This window comes from Chitinophaga sp. 30R24, assembly GCF_049056765.1.
In the GTDB taxonomy this organism is placed as follows: Bacteria; Bacteroidota; Bacteroidia; order Chitinophagales; family Chitinophagaceae; genus Chitinophaga.
This window is the reverse complement of the sequence record NZ_JBJGXX010000010.1, coordinates 81,859-99,380: the sequence shown is the minus strand read 5'-3', so window position 1 is coordinate 99,380 and position 17,522 is coordinate 81,859. Positions and strand designations below refer to the sequence as shown.

The window sequence follows — 17,522 nt, the reverse complement described above, 5'->3', positions numbered from 1 at the left end:
GTTATGAAACCAGAAAAACTGTTCAACCTCTTCCAGTTGCCGCCTGTTAAAAGTGAATCACGTTATGCCTGGGTAGACTATGCAAAAGGGATTGCTATTATACTGGTGGTATACCGGCACCTGGCATATGGTTTACTTGCCAGCGGCGTACCGCTGCCCCATGGCGTTACTGCTACCAACGACATGTTGTACAGTTTCCGGATGCCTCTTTTTTTCCTTTTATCCGGCGCCTTTTTCAGTAAAAGCATCGCAAAAAGAGGGATAAACGGTGTGCTATATACGAAAATCAATACTTTATTATATCCCTATCTGTTATGGGCTATTATCCAGGTCTCCCTGCAGATCCTTTTCTCTGAATATGCCAACTCACAACGTTCAGCAAAAGACTACCTGAACATCTTTCTGCAACCCAGAACGCTGGACCAGCTCTGGTACCTATTTGCCCTGTTTAATGTTACCATCCTTTACTTGCTGGTAACACTGGCATTGAAAGAAAAAAAGATAGGACAACTGGCGGTTGGACTTGGTTTATTAGGATGCGCACCTTATGTACAAAATTTCAGCGCATTGTATGACGTTGCCCTGCATTATATCTTCTTTGCCATTGGCGATCTGGCAGCCAGGTATTTTTTCCGGGAAGAAACACAGACATGGCTATCTAACCCCAAACACCTATTGATGGCCCTACCGGTATTTGGCGCACTGCAATGGTATTATCTCTACCATCAACAGATGAACCTCTACCTCTTCCTACCTATCGCATTGAATGGATGCCTTTTTGTAATGCTGTTATCCTCATGGTTGGCGCATACAGGAAAGATGGAATTCTTGGGTACCATCGGACATTATTCCTTATACATCTACCTGCTGCATGTAAGCATTGCAGCACAGCTACGGGCTGTACTACTGGAAATGGGCTTTCACCAGGGCCTGTTATTATTGCTGTTTCTGATACCCGTAGCCATCTACCTTTCCATCATCGCGTACAAGGGTTGCATGATGCTAGGATTATCCTTTTTGTTTTCCGGAAAAACCGGGGCATTTAAAACTGTAAAAAAAGCAGGCATTTCATGAAAGCAAAAACAAAGAAAAAGCCAATAGAGCAGCCGCTCCACGAGCTACTGATCATCATCTTTATCACACTGGTGCTCTTTGCCATGTCTGTCAAAATAGTATTTCTGTAAATCGATATCAGTGGAAGTTGTAAAAAGAAATATACTCAATGTTTTCCTCATCGCTGCCTGGGCACTATTGGTACTGTTAGTAGCCTATCTCAGCGCGCTGGAAATAAAATATACCATCCTCCTGTTGGGCGGCGTAATTGGTCTCGCTATTGCAGGTATTGCCATCCTGAACTTCCGGGTGGGTTATTATATTGCACTCACTGTTGGCCTTACGGTGCGGTTAGTGGAAAGAATGTCCGGTACAGAAGTAAGCGTAGGCGTACTCATAGATGCCGTACTGCTGCTCACTATACTAGGTAGCCTGTTAAAGCCGGGAGATAAAAGCATCAAAAAAGTAAATTTCCTCAACGATCCCTTGCTGATTACTTTCTATATCTACTTTGGACTTATCCTGCTCGAGTGCTTCAACCCCGCCATACACGACCGGCATGGATGGAGCAACTTCACCCGGGGACTTGTACGCAACCTGCTGTTTATGTACCTGGCCATGAAAATGATCCGTAACATGGATGATCTGAAAGTATTTTTCAAATACTGGATTATCATCCTCACCCTGGCAGCGCTGTATGCATGCGTACAACAATGGTTTGGCCTGTTGCCTTTTGAAAAAGCATTCATAGCACGATACCCTGAAAAATTCAAGACCGTTCTTATTCTCACCGGCATACGCATTTTTTCCTTTATGTCTGATCCAGCGGTGTTTGGCCTGTTGATGGCTTGTGGCGCTATTATAAATATCGTATTGCTTACCAGCCCTTCTAAACTGGTTTCCTTTTACCAGAAAATACTGCTGGTGGTATCCCTGATCCTGCAGTTGATGGCGCTGGGTTATTCCGGTACCAGAACTGCCTATATCATGGTGCCCATAGGCCTGCTGATGCTGGTACTCATCAATCTGCGCGACAGGAATACCATTATTGGTGCGTTAGTATTTGCTTTCGCCTTCCTGGCAGTAATGTTTGGCCCTTTTCACAATAACGCCACTATCATCAGGATACGTACTGCCTTCTCCAGCAGCGACGACGCTTCTATGACCGTAAGGGATGTAAACCGGCACCGGATACAACCCTATATCCTCTCTCATCCGATTGGCGGAGGCCTGTTAAGCTGCGAACCTGGTTCCGGCACAGAGCTCGACGGTTTTCCGCCCGACAGCGGGTACTTACGTACTGCCCTGGAACAGGGATGGATAGGACTGATAATGGTGATGTTCAATCTCTTTCTGCTGATGCGGTACGCTGTCAGCAATTACTTCAATAGCAAAACGCCAACACAGCAACAGTTCGCCCTGATCATCACCTGCGTATTGTTTGCCCTGGTAGTAAGCATGTATGCACAGGAAGCCGCCGGGCTTATAGAATCGGCCCTGCTATTTTATGCCTTAAATGGCATTGCTATAAAAATGAAATATTTATCATCTCCAAATATCACAAAATGAAAAAAGCGCTATTCTTCTTATTAGCTGTATGTACAGGTGCCGCCACCAATGTTCAGGCGCAAACTCAAGCTGATACCAGTATTATACTGAAACTACCTGCAGATGTGTTTACCGTAAGCCGCTTAAAAGAAAAGCTTGTAGAACTGGCCATGAATAACCCCAGCATTAAAGTATTAGACACTAAAAAAGAGATCACCCACTACGACGAAAACAGAGCCAAAGCCGGCTGGTTAAATATGCTCACTGCAGCAGGTAACTTAAACGAATTTACGATCAAGGGCAATTCTAACAACAGTACCTTATACCCCAGGTATAACTTTGGCATTATGGTACCCATAGGAAATTTAATCAGCATTCCTAATGAAGTGAAAGCAGCCAAAGCGAATGGAAGAGCAATAGACCAACAGAAAGAAGGCGAAAAGCTAGCGCTCAAAGTGATGGTATTACGCGCCTACGAAGATTATGCAGCCAACAAACAACTATATGAACTGCAGCTGCCTTTATTAGAAGATGCTTACAACCATTACAAACAAACAGAGCAAAAATTCTCTAATGGCGACCAAAACGTAGCCGTAGAAGGATTGAACGACGCCTATCGTATCTACAACGCAGAAATGGTCCGTAAAGTAAACCTGGAGAGGGATGTAAAGCAATCCAAGATCTCGCTGGAAGGCATCATCGGCACTACACTGGAAGAAGTGCTCCTGCACTTATAATCAGGTTCATCGCAGCCATTATAATATACACTACATGAAAATGTTTTTTTTATCAGGCTTACTGTTGCTGCATACCTTGTTGGGAATAGCGCAAAACATTAAGCCATTCCAGCAGATTGAGGTACAGATCACCCCCTGGCACCATATTCCGGCCTTACTGTATTTACCGGAACATTTAAAAAGTGGCAAAAGGTATCCTTTACTGATCGCTTTTCATGGTAAAAGCATTGCCGGTACAGACGTTACAAAAATATTCCGGCAAGGAGTCGCCAAACAAATGCATGAAGGCAAAAAGATTGACGCCGTAAATAAAATAGACGGAAAAAAATACGAGTTTATTGTGATGGCGCCGCTGGCTACCAGTTGGTCGCTCGGACCGGAACACCTGGATGTTGCACTGAACGATGTATTAAAAAGATACCCGATAGATTCTTCCCGCATATACGTTACCGGTTACAGCGCGGGCGGATGGTCTGTAGCCATGGCGGTAACCGACCGGCATACCGCAAAGCGTATAGCCGCCGCCGTAAACATGTCGCCCGCCACAATAGACGATAAAAACCTGAATAGCTTTGCTATTACTGCCGCTAGCAACATACATGTTTGGTACTTTGGCGGCACAGAGGAACCTGTATTCCTGGGCAACTGTAAACGCTATGCAGACAGCACCAACAAATACAAACAGGGGCTTACGCAACTTACTACCGGCGATCATAAACACTGTTGCTGGGAAACCTATTATAACCCCTCTTACCGGGAAAATGGGATGAATATTTACGAATGGCTGCTGCAATTCAAAAAATGAAAAAGCTGATAAAAATAATATCGCTCTTCGTAGGCACCTTACTGTTAGGCGGCCTGTTATTTTTCATATACCTCAGGAGCCGGCAGGAAACGGCAGTATTAAATGATGTGGTACGTCAGCTGGCGCCAGGGAAATTTATACATCTGGACCATGGACTGGTACACTACCAGTTATATGGTCCTGATACCGCAAAGTTGCTGGTGTTGGTCCATGGAGGCGGCGCCAGCGGCATGGAGGTATGGAAATATAACATCCCCTTCCTACTATCGAAGGGCTATCGCATACTGACTTACGACCTTTATGGCAGAGGCTATTCAGACAGGCCGGAAGTTACTTACGATCTGCCCCTCTACCGTAATCAGCTACGCCAATTGTTAGATACCCTTGGTTTACGGCAACCCTTTGACCTGATTGCCATGTCGATGGGCGCCGCAATAGGGATGGATTATACCGCTCTGCACCCCAGCCGGGTGCAGCACCTGGTACTACTCGGACCCGCCGCTAGTGGCGACCTGCAAACAGGAAGATACATGTCTGTTCCTTTTATCGCCGACCTGTTGATGACCGGCTACTGGTATCCCCGTTCCGTGGAAAATCAACGTAAAGAATTCGTGAATCAACCGCTCTTCAATACCTACAGTCAACGGTTGCAATATTTCATGAATTTCAGGGGCTATAAGCGGCTTACCTTATCTACCTGGCAGCATATGCTCAACCAAAACCAACTGTACCTGTTAAAAGAGATAATAGCGGATAAAATACTACTGATATTTGGCCGGCAAGACCCTTATTTCCCTGAAGAAAAGCTACATACCTATCAAGCATTGTACCCCACACTCGTGGCTTATTCCATAGACAGTGCCGGGCACATGCCACATTATGAACAGCATGAAAAGGTAAACCAGCTAATATGGACATACCTCCATGCCGGCAATCCCGTTACGCCTTAAAATGGTAAGGCATGGCAGTTATACTGTCATGCTATTAATTTTGCCGGTAACCGGTAGACTGTAAAGCAGATCCTGATTTAGGCTGATAGTAATTATTAACATCAATACCGGCAACGTCTACACTAGCGATACGGGTATTACCATCGGCCCCGGTGCCTTCGGTATAAGTACCGCCATTTTCCGTATATACATAGGAGTTATAGGTGATGCTGCCGCCGGAAAGCCTAGGCTGGATAAAGGCATTACTTTTAACAACCTGCGGCGCTGCCATGCCCTGATAGCCGTTAATCCGTAGGCATACGCCACCTACCCGGGCAATGGTATTGTTGGTGATTTGCACCACCGCGTTATCAGTACCTCTTAAACTTACGCCATCGCTCTGGTTATCCCTGAGCAGATTATTATAAATGATATGGGTAGCCCCATTTTCACCGGAACCATAAAACTGTACCAATTCTCCCCACCCATCATGCACATAGTTATCGTGTACATTGGTATTGGTAGTGCGGCCACCAATCAGGATACCGCCATTATGTGCCGAGTTATGTTGACCTCCCCAACTGGTCACAGTATTCTTATATATTTCCAGCTGATCGATGGCTGCTGTTTGAATACCATCGGCGCCTCCATTGGACACGCTGTTATTATAGATCTTAACATGATGCCACTTGATCGGCTGCACATATTCCTGGCCCGCGGTAAAACCGGAAGGATCGCCGTAGTATGGCACATTTGCCGTAAGGTTCCAATACAAGGCTGTATGGCCAATATACATGGCTTCATTATTAGTACCGCTAATGTCTACATCGTGGATCAGCAAACCTTCCATTTGGGAATTAGGATACTGTGTATTTTTATCTCCTTTTACCGGGTCTGTTTTAGCCCAAATACCCGTGCCCCCATTGCGGATGGTGATATTACTGATCTCAAAGTTATCAGAATGGTTGCTGAGGGTAATATCAAAATAAGCTTCCCGGGCTGCCTGTGTACTGCCATCCAGGATGAAATCGGATTTGTTCTTATCTGCACCTACTTTAATATAATGACAATTGGCAAAGCCAAGGGCAGTAGACCATGCCCCCCCATTCCAAATGGGGTTGCCTATTTTAGTAACCGTGCCGCTGGCATTACGTACAATGATAGGACTGCCTGCAGTACCATTGAGATTAGAAAAAATAACTGCTGAAAATGTACCTTTTAAGCTCAGTACGTCGCCTCCTTTATAAGACGTCTTGCTACCATCTATCACCAATCGCCCATCTGCATCCGGTACCAATACGTACTCTTTACCTGCAATAGGAGCTGTGCCCGTTGCAGGCTTATCCGGAGTTGTTTCTACAGGCTTGGCCGATTCTGTTTTAGCACAGCCGCCCAGGGTAAATACAAATACCAACACTAATAGTAACATAAATTGTTGTGAGGTCGTGTGATGCTTCATGAGTCTTTCAAAGATTATATGGTTTTAACAAAAGAGCTATAATTGCTATCTGCAATAACAGTTTATTCCTGCGATATGGGTCTGGTTATACTGAAAAATGAGTGCATTGATAACTGTTTTCCGGCAAACAATCAAATGTTGCTTCATTTATTCCTGCGCACTAATATCTGGCATTTTGGCCTATAAAAGCAACAGGTAAACGACAGTCGCTGTTAAAATATTATCCGAAAAAAACGGGCAATACACGTTATCACGCAGGCAGTCATTAAAAAATGAACACGTAGTTGTTAAAAAACATACGACATACTCGCCGCTAGCACTTATCAGCTCTAAAACCCAGCCCCATTAACCATATTAAAAATATTTATATATATTTACATTACTTATATATAATATTTTTTGAAATTTCTTTTAGAAAATTTTTCCACAAAGCACTGCACGGGATGATATAATAGGGATAAAATCACAAGGTTAAAAAAAAGCCGTTCCAGCGATACACTGAAACGGCTTTTTTAATTTTATACAAGAATACAGCTAATTACAAGCCGAATGCTGATTTTACTTTATCAACGTAGTCCAGTTTTTCCCAGGTGAACAGCTCTACTTCTACTGATTTTTCGTGCTTTTTACCTTTGTTGAAAACCTTGGTGACTACTTTAGGTTCGCGGCCCATATGGCCATAAGCGGCTGTTTCGCTATAGATAGGATTACGCAGTTTCAGACGCTGTTCAATAGCGTATGGACGCAGGTCGAAGATCTCTTCGATCTTTTTAGCGATTTCACCATCTGTAAGCTGTACTTTGGCTGTACCGTTGGTATTTACATAGATACCGCAAGGTTGCGCCACGCCAATTGCATAAGACACCTGTACCAGTATTTCATCACAAACACCAGCAGCTACCATGTTTTTAGCGATATGACGGGTAGCGTAAGCGGCAGAACGGTCTACCTTGGAAGGATCTTTACCAGAGAAAGCGCCACCACCGTGAGCACCTTTACCGCCATAGGTATCCACGATAATTTTACGGCCAGTTAAGCCGGTATCACCGTGAGGACCACCAATTACAAATTTGCCGGTAGGGTTGATATGATGATGGATTTCGTAACCTTCAAACAGTTTTTGCAGTTCTGGTTTCAGTTGCGCTTTTACACGGGGGATGAGAATATTGATCATATCCTCCTTGATCTTGGCCAGCATTTTTTCGTCGGCATCAAAATCGTCGTGCTGTGTAGAAATAACGATGGTATCAATCCTTACGGGTTTGTTATCATCGGAGTATTCGATTGTTACCTGAGACTTTGCATCAGGACGCAGGTAAGTAATGTCTTTATTTTCGCGGCGAAGTACGGCCAGTTCCTGCAACAGTTTGTGTGCCAGGTCCAGTGCCAGCGGCATATAGTTTTCTGTTTCGCGGGTAGCGTAACCAAACATCATTCCCTGGTCTCCTGCTCCTTGTTCTTCAGGCGACTTACGGTCTACTCCCTGGTTGATATCGGGCGACTGTTCGTGGATAGCAGAAAGGATACCGCAGGAATTTGCTTCGAACATGTATTCGCTCTTGGTATAACCAATCTTGCGGATCACTTCTCTCGCAATATCCTGTACATCAAGATATGCCTCTGATTTCACTTCACCGGCCAATACTACCTGCCCGGTGGTTACGAGGGTTTCACAAGCGACTTTAGATTTTGCATCGTATGCCAGAAAATTATCGATCAAAGCATCAGAGATCTGATCGGCGACTTTATCAGGGTGTCCTTCTGAAACGGATTCAGATGTAAATAAGTATGGCATAAAAACCGAGGATTATAAATTTTATGGTTTAGTATAAATAATTCTGAGTTTAATATTATACTGCGACAGATCACTACCGCCTACTTTTACACGGCTTACATCCATGTATAGCGGAGAATACGCTTCCAGCTTGAAACCATTATTAGGATCTAGTTTCTTTATAAACCGTTGGACTGTATTCGCAAGGTTAAAAGTATACTGAACTACTTGCACACCTCCGAAATTGGTAATCACCTGACGGGTACCACCAAAGTAAGAAGCCCCACCGGATGAGTAATAATCTATAGGAATTTTAGTGGAGTCACCATTCGTATATTGGGTCAAAGATAAGCTTCCTGGTTCAATAAAAATATTATTCATATCACTTACTCCGGAAGTAATCTGGGTAACTACCAATTCAGCTTTATTGATCATTGCATTCGGGAAGTTTTCCAAACCAGGGATCGTTAATTTGGTATATAAACCTGGCGCCGCGTTCAGGAACAGGATACTATCGCCCTTAGGATTGCCGGTGTTGATAAACCTGCTGGCCTGCGCTCCGTTGTAATTACGGGTAAAGTAATTGGCATGTGCGCTGGTATACTGGCTAAAACCAAATGTAGCCCGCAGGGAATCATCTGAGCTGTTTTTGTAGAATACCGTTAACTTGGTATTACTATTATTCAGATCCAGGTAGATCATGTTCCTGTTGGTACCCAGGTTGGTATCTGGCACAATGGCAAAACCTTTCAGGTAAGCGCGGAAAGACGAGTCGGTGGCAAAGGCGCCATCTGATTTCTGCGACAACAATTCCTGGCCAAAAGCGTTGCTCAATTTAATACGCAGCTGGGCAGTTTCCTTGGTGCCATACACACTCACAGAATCGCGTAAAGACCGGGGCGATACCGTTACAGTTCCCAGCATTTCACCGGTATTGTAAGGCAGCACCCTATTGTAAGCATAATTAGAATCAATGGTAAATCCAGGATCTGCCATGCGATAAACCCGGAAGGTTTGCGTAGAAACAGAGTCGCCGATATAACCGTTGTAACTGAGAGACAGCACCACCGAATCCAGCGTTTGCCCGGCGCCTTCAAAAGTAAAAGCGCTGCTGGGCAAAGACACCTGCGTAAATACGAATGCATGTGTTTTGCCAAAAACAGGGTCTGTAGTAATAGACCCCAATATCTTCTGATAGGCTCCCATTCCATTTACAATGGAGGAATCATACCGGAGGATGTTATTAGCGATAATGCCGGAAAGTACAGTATCCTGCGCATTAATATAGTCCCCTGGAGGAATGAGGCCAGTTCCTAAAATAGTAGATTTATTACAACCAGACACTCCGTACAGTAGAGAAATATAGGTAGCTAAGATGCTAATTTTCTTGAAAATGATCTTCACGCGTTATGGTGTTAGTGAGAATTTTATGGTCCGAACATGCTATTATTGTACCCTCTGCTATTTATTACCCAGTAGCTGCTGGTATAATTGCAGGTAATCGCTGAGATCCTCGTTATCCTTTTTGAAAGGCAGGATAATTTTACCTTTCTCTGCTTTCACTTCATCCACCACTTTCTTTTCCAGCTTATCGCCGGCCAATACAACAGCATCCGCGTATTTCGCCGCGCCTCTGTTCAATGCAGTATTGGTGCCTTCCTTAAACAGTTCCAGGTCTTTTTCCTTGATCTGGTTGCTGATAGTGGCTTTTTTGATAAAGGTGGCGCCCAGTTTCTCTGTGAAAGTATTAGGCGTCATCGAATATATGATTTTTGAATTAGCAAAAACCGGCTCCTTCTTATAAGCAGTTTTCAGGTACATCGGTATCAGAGAAGTCATCCAGCCACTGCAATGAATAATATCCGGCGGCCAGCCGAATTTCTTTACCGTTTCCAGGGCCCCTTTACAAAAGAAGACAGCTCTTGCAGCATTGTCGTCGAAGAATTCATCGTTTTCATCGGCGAAAACAGTCTTACGCTTAAAATAATCTTCATTATCCAGGAAGTATACCTGCAATCGGGCATTAGGAAGCGAAGCCACCTTGATAATCAACGGATAATCATCTCCGTCGATCACAATGTTGATCCCCGACAGTCTAACGACCTCATGCAAACGGTGTCTTCTTTCATTAATAATTCCAAATCTAGGCATGATCACTCTCACTTCCAGGCCAGCCTCATTGGACTTAATTGCCATTTTATTGACCATTGCCGCGTATTCACTCAATTCCAGGTACGGCGACATCTCTTGGGCAATAAAAAGAATTCTTTTCTTTGTGGACATTTAACGCTGATTATTAATGCAGTAATTTTTAATTTGGCTTGCAAAATTACGGATTTTTTACGGAATATTGGCCAATCTGTCAGTTTTAACATCCTTTTAAGCAATGATTTATGTATCTATTTAAGCGCCGAGCGGACCTGAAGAAGCACCTGGACCTGGTCAGGAAAAGTCACAAAAGCATTGGTTTTGTGCCCACTATGGGCGCCCTCCACAATGGCCACCTGTCACTTATTCAGGCTGCCAAAAAAGAAAATGATATTGCCATTTGCAGCATTTTTGTCAATCCAACCCAATTCAACGATCCAAAAGATTTTGAAAAATATCCCATTACCATTGATGAGGATATAAAAAAATTAAATCATATCTCAACAGATATACTTTTTCTGCCATCTGTAGAGGAAATGTATCCTGAAGGACTCGAAACAGCACAAACATATGATTTCGGCAGCCTGGAAACCATTCTCGAAGGCAAATTCCGCCCAGGACATTTTCAAGGCGTGGGTCGTATTGTTCACAAGTTACTGGATATTGTGGAACCAAACCAGCTTTTTATGGGACAAAAAGATCTGCAGCAATGCCTGATCGTACGCCGCCTCCTTTCCTTGATCCATTCACCGGTTAAATTGGTGGTATGCCCCACCGAAAGGGAACCCGATGGCCTCGCCATGAGCAGCCGCAATACCCGCCTCTCTCCCGCCTCCCGGCAAAAAGCAGTGGGTATTTACCAGGCCCTGCTTTCTATCAAAAATAATTTCGGCAAAGACCTGCATTTCCTGGAAAATGCCCACGACGCTTTTGACCAACTTAAAAAACAAGGTTTTGAGCCCGAATACGTCGATATCCTGCAACTGGAGGATGGTCAGCTTAAACAACTGGACCAACCACCCGGCAATGCAACCGTAGTAGCCGCCATTGCCGCCTGGCTCGATGGCGTAAGACTGATCGACAATATGATCATCCAGGGAAACATTTAATGACCAGCAGCCAGCAGTTAACTGCTGGCTGCCACCCCACCGCAGCGGCTGCGCTATCTTCCATATTTTTTCCATAGCTTTGCAAACGCGCTAGCGTTAAGCCAGTTAATAAATTATGCAAATCGAAATTTTAAAGTGTAAGATTCACCGCGCGGTTGTTACCGAAGCCAATCTGCAATATGTTGGAAGTATTACGATTGACGAAGATCTGATGGACGCCGCTGGTTTAATTGAGTACGAAAAAGTACAGGTGCTCAACGTAAATAACGGAGAGAGACTCGAAACCTACGTAATCAAAGGGAAACGCGGCTCCGGCATTATCTGCATGAATGGTCCGGCTGCCCGTTTGGTTGCCCCTGGCGATACCGTGATCATTATTTCTTATGCCATTATGGATTTTGAAGAAGCCAAAAAATATACGCCTATTGCCATATTCCCTAGGGAAGGGAACAAATTATAAGCCCATTTACCGTTTTATTAAACCCTAAAAGACTTTAGACAATGCCAAAAACGCTGAAGAACGTTATCAAGTTTGTTTGCTTTTTCGGCATAGGGGTATTATTGATATGGCTGTTCACCAAGGACATCACAGCTGCACAATGGGAGGAGATCAGTGCTGCATTCCGTAAAGCCAACTACTGGTTATTGATTCCTGCTATGACCATCGGCATTGCCAGCCACTGGTTCCGGGCAGTGAGATGGAAGTTGCTCATGAAGCCACTGGGGTACCAGCCCTCTACCCTCAACACCTTTTTCGCAGTAATGGTAGGTTACCTGGCCAACCTCGCCGTTCCCCGCCTCGGTGAAGTAACGCGTTGCGGCATACTCGCTCAGTACGAAAAAGTGCCGGCCGAAAAACTGGTAGGCACCATGATTGCAGAACGGGCGGTAGACCTACTCTGCCTGATCCTTATCATGGTGTTCACTGTACTTACCCAGCTGGATACGCTGGGAGCTTACGTACATTCCGACATCCTCGTACCAATTTCCAATAAAATAGCCCATGCCAACGGCATGCAGCTACTTATCGGAATAGCCGTACTAGGTATCCTCGTGATGCTGACGATATGGTTGCTGGGCCGTTTCGCCCGCTCCAAAGTAGCCATCACTATTAAAAGCCTCGCCAGGGGTATTCTCGAAGGGATTCTTTCCATTGGTAAAATGAAAAATAAAGGCTGGTTTGTGTTATATACGGTGCTTATCTGGAGCGCTTACCTCTCGCAGGTATATATCGGCTTCTTTTGCCTGAAAGCAACCAACCATCTCGGCATCAGCGCCGCATTAGCCGTTCTTATGATCGGCAGCGTGGGCATGATCGTTACCCCAGGCGGTATCGGCGCCTACCAACCCCTGGTGCAGAAATCGCTGGAACGCTATGGTATTCCTTATGCCATCGGATTTGCCTTCGGTTGGATCATATGGGTGGCGCAAACCCTGCTGGTAATCGTGCTGGGTTTTATCAGCCTTATTGCCCTGCCAGTGGTTAATAAAAGAAAACAAACTGCTGCAGGCCGGTAAAGCAAGGCTTTATTGCCAACAGGCAACCGGTTAGCTTTTAGGGCTGGTAAATAGCCCCTAAAAGCTAACCACCTCCACGTTTTCTCCCTACTTTTGATTAACTTTAATTTAATACCATCGATTAGTACGAAAACTGTATCATCGCAGTTTAGACAGTGTGGATTTATTGAATGTAAAATAGTTTGTATGCGTTTGCCGAATGGTGAGAACTTAGATATTATAACAATGCCCGTAGTCACTACAATACCAAAGAAAGCGCCCAAAAAGAAAGAGCCTCTCGAAAAAAAGAAATTGATCGCCAGGGATATCAGCTGGCTTTCGTTCAATGCACGGGTGTTGCAGGAAGCAGCAGATAACACAGTACCGCTTCACGAACGCATTCGCTTCTTAGGCATCTTCTCCAATAACCTCGACGAATTTTTCCGGGTGAGGGTGGCTACCCTCAAAAGAATGATGTCTTTTGGCAGATCTGCCAAAATGCATCTGGAAGAAAATCCTGATCAAATACTCGATGAAATACAAACAAAAGTTATCGAGCAACAACGGGAGTTCGACCTGGTCTGGAAAGATATCGCCTCCGAAATGGAAGCACAGCGCATTTTCATGCGTACAGAAAAACAACTCAATAAAGAACAACAAAAATTTGTACAGAACTATTTCAATGAGAAAGTACGCACCAACATCATTCCCCTGATGATTGAGAGCATACAGCAATTTCCCATCCTGCGCGATAAATCTATCTATCTCGCCATTGTATTGGCCCGCCAGGATAATTCCGTACGACAGAAATTTGCGCTCATAGAAATACCTACTACGGTATTACCACGCTTCATCATCATCCCTTCCAAGCCAGGCGAACATGATATTATCCTGCTGGAAGACCTGATCCGCTTCTGCCTACCCAATATATTCTCTTACTTCGGCTACGATAAATTCCTGGCGCATATCATCAAGGTAACCCGCGATGCAGAACTGGATATCGACAATGATATCTCCGACAGCCTTATCCACCAGATAGAGAAAGGTTTGAAAGACCGGCGCAAAGGGAAACCTGTACGCTTTGTATATGATAAAGATATTGATCCGCTGCTGCTCGAATACCTGATGCGCAGACAAGGACTGTCTGGTAAAGATAATCTCATTCCCGGTGCACGTATCCATAATTTCAAGGATTTTATGGACTTCCCGGAATCTATCTTCCCACCACATTTACACCGCAAAACATTTACACACCCGCTGTTCGTAAATGCCACCAGCGTTATGCATGTCATCCACCGTCAGGATGTAATGCTACATTTCCCTTACCATTCTTTCGATACCATCATCGATCTCCTCAGGGAAGCTGCCATTGATCCAAATGTATCCTCTATCAAGATAACTGCGTACAGGCTTGCCCGTAATTCCAAGATTATTAATGCCCTGATTAATGCAGTACGCAATGGTAAACAGGTAACAGTAGTATTGGAGCTCCGCGCACGTTTCGACGAAGCGGCCAACCTGGAGTGGAAGGCCCGGCTGGAAGAAGAAGGCGTAAAAGTACTACTGGGCATCCCCAACACGAAAGTACATGCCAAACTATGCGTCATCAAAAAACGTGTTGGCACTAAAACCCTCCAGTACGGCTTTGTGAGCACCGGTAACCTGAACGAAAAAACCGGCCGCATATACGGCGACCACTGTCTGCTGACCGCCAACCGGTCTATCATTGCAGACATCAACCGTATCTTTACCTACTTGGAAAATCCCCGCCACGATATTAAAATACTGGAAGGCTGCAAAACATTACCGGTAAGTCCGCTTAATATGCGGGATACCTTCCTGCGGCTGATAGACCGGGAAATTAAAAATGCCCGCCACAAAAAGAAAGCCGCTATCACCATAAAAATGAACTCCCTCTCCGACGCTACTCTCATCGCTAAACTCTATGAAGCAGCCAAGGCAGGAGTAGATATTAAAATGGTAATACGGGGTATCTGCTGCGCCTATACGGAAAATAAGAAGTGGAAGAAAAACATGACCGCCGTAAGCATTGTAGACGAGTACCTGGAACATGCCCGCGTGTTTATTTTCCATCATGGCGGCCAGCAAAAAGTATACATCGCTTCTTGCGATTGGATGATACGCAACCTCGATCACCGTGTGGAAGCGGCAGCTCCCATAACAGACCCGGCTATACGCCAGGAACTGATCGACATCATGAATATTCAACTGAGCGGCAATGTAAAAGCCCGGATATTGGATAATGAACAAAAAAATGAATACAAGAAGGATGGCGACAAAAAGATCCGCACACAAGTGGAAATTTTTAGGTATCTATATGAAAAGCAATACCAATAAGGCTTTTAAGTAGGATACACTACCCTCCAGATCACTAAAAATAAAGGCCGGTGAGGAAGAGAGCTTCCTTACTGGCGAACAAAATAACCAAATGTTTTACTTTTGCCTTTTGATCTAACGACAGACAGATGAAATTAGCTGCGATTGATATCGGTTCTAATGCTGCCAGGCTGCTTATCTCCGAAGCATCCCCCAACAATGCAGGCGTCATGGACTTTACCAAGTTAAACCTGGTAAGGGTACCGCTGCGACTAGGATTCGAAGTATTCAACAACAATACAATTTCAGAGAAAAAGGCAACGGAGCTCATTCATACCATCAAAGCATACAAGCACCTGCTGGAAGTATACGAGGTAAAATATCTCAAGGCCTGCGCCACTTCTGCCATGCGTGATGCCAGTAATGGCGAAAACATCCTTCAAGAAGTAAAAGCGCAAACAGGTATAGACATCCGCATTATTTCCGGACAGGAAGAAGCATCCTTTATCTACGAAAACCATGTGGCCGAGAACATGGATAAAACCAAGTCATATATCTATATCGATGTTGGTGGCGGTAGTACAGAACTGACACTCTTTGGCGGCGGCAAACTGCTCTTCAAAACATCCTTCAATATCGGCACCATCAGGTTGCTGCAGCAACAGGTAACAGATGCCCAGTGGCAGCAAATGAAGGACTTCCTGAAACAGCAGCTCAAAAGCGTAGGGCCTGTGATCGCTATTGGCTCCGGCGGTAACATCAACAAAATATTCTCCCTCTCCAAGCGTAAGGAAGGCAAACCCCTGTCGCTCGATACACTAAAAAACTACTACAAAGAATTCAATAGCTTCAGCGTAGAAGAACGCATTCACCTGTATAACCTGCGGGAAGACCGGGCCGATGTGATTGTACCTGCCCTGCAGATCTACATCAACGTAATGCGCTGGGCCAATACGCCAGAAATCTACGTACCTAAAATAGGACTTGCTGATGGGCTTATCCACGCCCTCTATGAAGAAATAGCAGTAAGCGCCGGGCTACCGGGCCGTACGTAAAAAACATTTTCTTTTATCTTTTTATATTGCCACCTTTGCGGTTATTGCTTACAGTTAAATGTTAAAAGATAACTGCTTATGTCAGTGAATAAAGAAATAAAGCGCGTCACCACACATATCCTGCAAAAAATGAAAATCGACGGGGAACGGATTTCTATGCTTACCGCATATGACTACTCCATGGCCCGTATTTTCGACGATGCTGGCATCGATATCTTACTGGTAGGCGACTCTGCTTCTAATGTAATGGCAGGACATGAAACTACCCTGCCTATCACCCTGGACCAGATGATTTACCATGCAGCTTCCGTAGTAAGAGCGATTAAACGCTGCTTTGTAGTAGTAGACCTCCCCTTCGGCTCCTACCAGGGCAACTCTAAAGAAGCCCTTAATTCCACTATCCGCATTATGAAGGAAACCGGGGCGCATGGTATTAAAATTGAAGGCGGCGAAGAGATCATTGAATCCGTAAAACGTATCATCTCCTCTGGCGTACCTGTAATGGGACACCTGGGCCTTACCCCCCAGTCTATCTACAAATTCGGTACCTACGCCGTACGCGCCACGGAAGAAGCTGAAGCTAATAAACTCATCAACGACGCCAAACTGTTGCAGAATGCAGGCTGTTTCGCCATTGTGCTGGAAAAAATCCCTGCTTCCCTGGCCAAAATAGTGGCAGAAGCTGTAGAAATTCCCATCATTGGTATTGGCGCCGGAAAGTATGTAGACGGACAGGTACTGGTAATGCACGATATGCTGGGCATCAACAAAGAATTTAAACCCCGCTTCCTGCGCCGCTATCTCGACTTATACAGCCAGATTTATGGCGCCACACAAGCCTATATCAACGACGTAAAAGCCAGGGATTTCCCCAACGATAACGAACAATACTAAGCATCTGCTGCATTTCCATCATCCCTTGCCTAAATATCCAGATAAGGGATGATGGAAATGATGAAATATGCTTATATTCGCTTTAGATGAACTATCTGTTGAACATACAGCTTTCTCTTCTCTCTTATCTGCGGAGCACTTGCTCCCACGTGCCATAGGCAGCACTCCATTCCTTGC

General features: G+C 44.8%; 15 protein-coding genes. 11 read left to right on the top strand and 4 right to left on the bottom strand.

Features of this window, described 5'->3' with window-relative positions; translation table 11 throughout:
- Positions 1-3 precede the first annotated feature (3 nt).
- The 5 genes from ACDQ55_RS17805 to ACDQ55_RS17785 all read left to right on the top strand — a co-directional run bounded on the left by ACDQ55_RS17805 (position 4) and on the right by ACDQ55_RS17785 (position 5,093).
- Positions 4-1,074 carry an acyltransferase family protein gene (locus tag ACDQ55_RS17805; protein ID WP_420982814.1) on the top strand — a complete coding sequence of 357 codons (1,071 nt, stop codon included), beginning with the start codon at positions 4-6 and terminating at the stop codon, positions 1,072-1,074.
- A 120-nt stretch (positions 1,075-1,194) separates the two neighbouring features.
- Complete coding sequence (locus ACDQ55_RS17800; RefSeq protein WP_420982813.1) at positions 1,195-2,622, top strand: O-antigen ligase family protein; 1,428 nt, start codon at positions 1,195-1,197, stop codon at positions 2,620-2,622.
- Positions 2,619-3,338, top strand: coding sequence for a TolC family protein (locus ACDQ55_RS17795; RefSeq protein ID WP_420982812.1), 720 nt, complete (start codon positions 2,619-2,621; stop codon positions 3,336-3,338). The genes ACDQ55_RS17800 and ACDQ55_RS17795 overlap by 4 nt, the downstream gene beginning before the upstream one ends.
- 34 nt (positions 3,339-3,372) lie before the next feature.
- On the top strand, positions 3,373-4,143 hold the full coding sequence (locus ACDQ55_RS17790; RefSeq protein WP_420982811.1) for a hypothetical protein: 771 nt from the start codon (positions 3,373-3,375) through the stop codon (positions 4,141-4,143).
- A complete protein-coding gene (locus tag ACDQ55_RS17785) occupies positions 4,140-5,093 on the top strand; it encodes an alpha/beta fold hydrolase (RefSeq protein ID WP_420982810.1) in 954 nt (317 codons plus the stop codon). The genes ACDQ55_RS17790 and ACDQ55_RS17785 overlap by 4 nt, the downstream gene beginning before the upstream one ends.
- Before the next feature lie 34 nt (positions 5,094-5,127).
- On the opposite strand, the gene ACDQ55_RS17780 is transcribed toward ACDQ55_RS17785, so the two are convergent.
- The 4 genes from ACDQ55_RS17780 to ACDQ55_RS17765 form a co-directional block, all read right to left on the bottom strand.
- Positions 5,128-6,531 (bottom strand): right-handed parallel beta-helix repeat-containing protein, encoded by a 1,404-nt coding sequence (locus ACDQ55_RS17780; RefSeq protein WP_420982809.1) that lies wholly within the window; start codon positions 6,529-6,531, stop codon positions 5,128-5,130.
- A 538-nt stretch (positions 6,532-7,069) separates the two neighbouring features.
- A complete protein-coding gene (gene metK / locus ACDQ55_RS17775) occupies positions 7,070-8,326 on the bottom strand; it encodes a methionine adenosyltransferase (RefSeq protein ID WP_420982808.1) in 1,257 nt (418 codons plus the stop codon).
- Positions 8,327-8,347: 21 nt separating this feature from the next.
- Positions 8,348-9,709, bottom strand: coding sequence for a DUF4270 family protein (locus ACDQ55_RS17770; protein WP_420982807.1), 1,362 nt, complete (start codon positions 9,707-9,709; stop codon positions 8,348-8,350).
- A gap of 57 nt (positions 9,710-9,766) precedes the next feature.
- Positions 9,767-10,588, bottom strand: coding sequence for a glycogen/starch synthase (locus tag ACDQ55_RS17765; RefSeq protein ID WP_420982806.1), 822 nt, complete (start codon positions 10,586-10,588; stop codon positions 9,767-9,769).
- Between the two features lie 110 nt (positions 10,589-10,698).
- On the opposite strand from ACDQ55_RS17765, the gene panC reads away from it, so the two are divergent.
- The 6 genes from panC to panB all read left to right on the top strand — a co-directional run bounded on the left by panC (position 10,699) and on the right by panB (position 17,345).
- A complete protein-coding gene (panC, locus tag ACDQ55_RS17760) occupies positions 10,699-11,562 on the top strand; it encodes a pantoate--beta-alanine ligase (RefSeq protein ID WP_420982805.1) in 864 nt (287 codons plus the stop codon).
- Positions 11,563-11,677: 115 nt separating this feature from the next.
- Positions 11,678-12,022, top strand: coding sequence for an aspartate 1-decarboxylase (panD, locus tag ACDQ55_RS17755; protein WP_420982804.1), 345 nt, complete (start codon positions 11,678-11,680; stop codon positions 12,020-12,022).
- A 41-nt stretch (positions 12,023-12,063) separates the two neighbouring features.
- A complete protein-coding gene (locus ACDQ55_RS17750) occupies positions 12,064-13,080 on the top strand; it encodes a lysylphosphatidylglycerol synthase transmembrane domain-containing protein (RefSeq protein ID WP_420982803.1) in 1,017 nt (338 codons plus the stop codon).
- 186 nt (positions 13,081-13,266) lie between these two features.
- On the top strand, positions 13,267-15,417 hold the full coding sequence (gene ppk1 / locus ACDQ55_RS17745; RefSeq protein WP_420982802.1) for a polyphosphate kinase 1: 2,151 nt from the start codon (positions 13,267-13,269) through the stop codon (positions 15,415-15,417).
- A 128-nt stretch (positions 15,418-15,545) separates the two neighbouring features.
- Positions 15,546-16,451 carry an exopolyphosphatase gene (locus ACDQ55_RS17740; RefSeq protein WP_420982801.1) on the top strand — a complete coding sequence of 302 codons (906 nt, stop codon included), beginning with the start codon at positions 15,546-15,548 and terminating at the stop codon, positions 16,449-16,451.
- Positions 16,452-16,529: 78 nt separating this feature from the next.
- Positions 16,530-17,345 (top strand): 3-methyl-2-oxobutanoate hydroxymethyltransferase, encoded by an 816-nt coding sequence (panB, locus tag ACDQ55_RS17735; protein ID WP_420982800.1) that lies wholly within the window; start codon positions 16,530-16,532, stop codon positions 17,343-17,345.
- Positions 17,346-17,522: the final 177 nt, after the last annotated feature.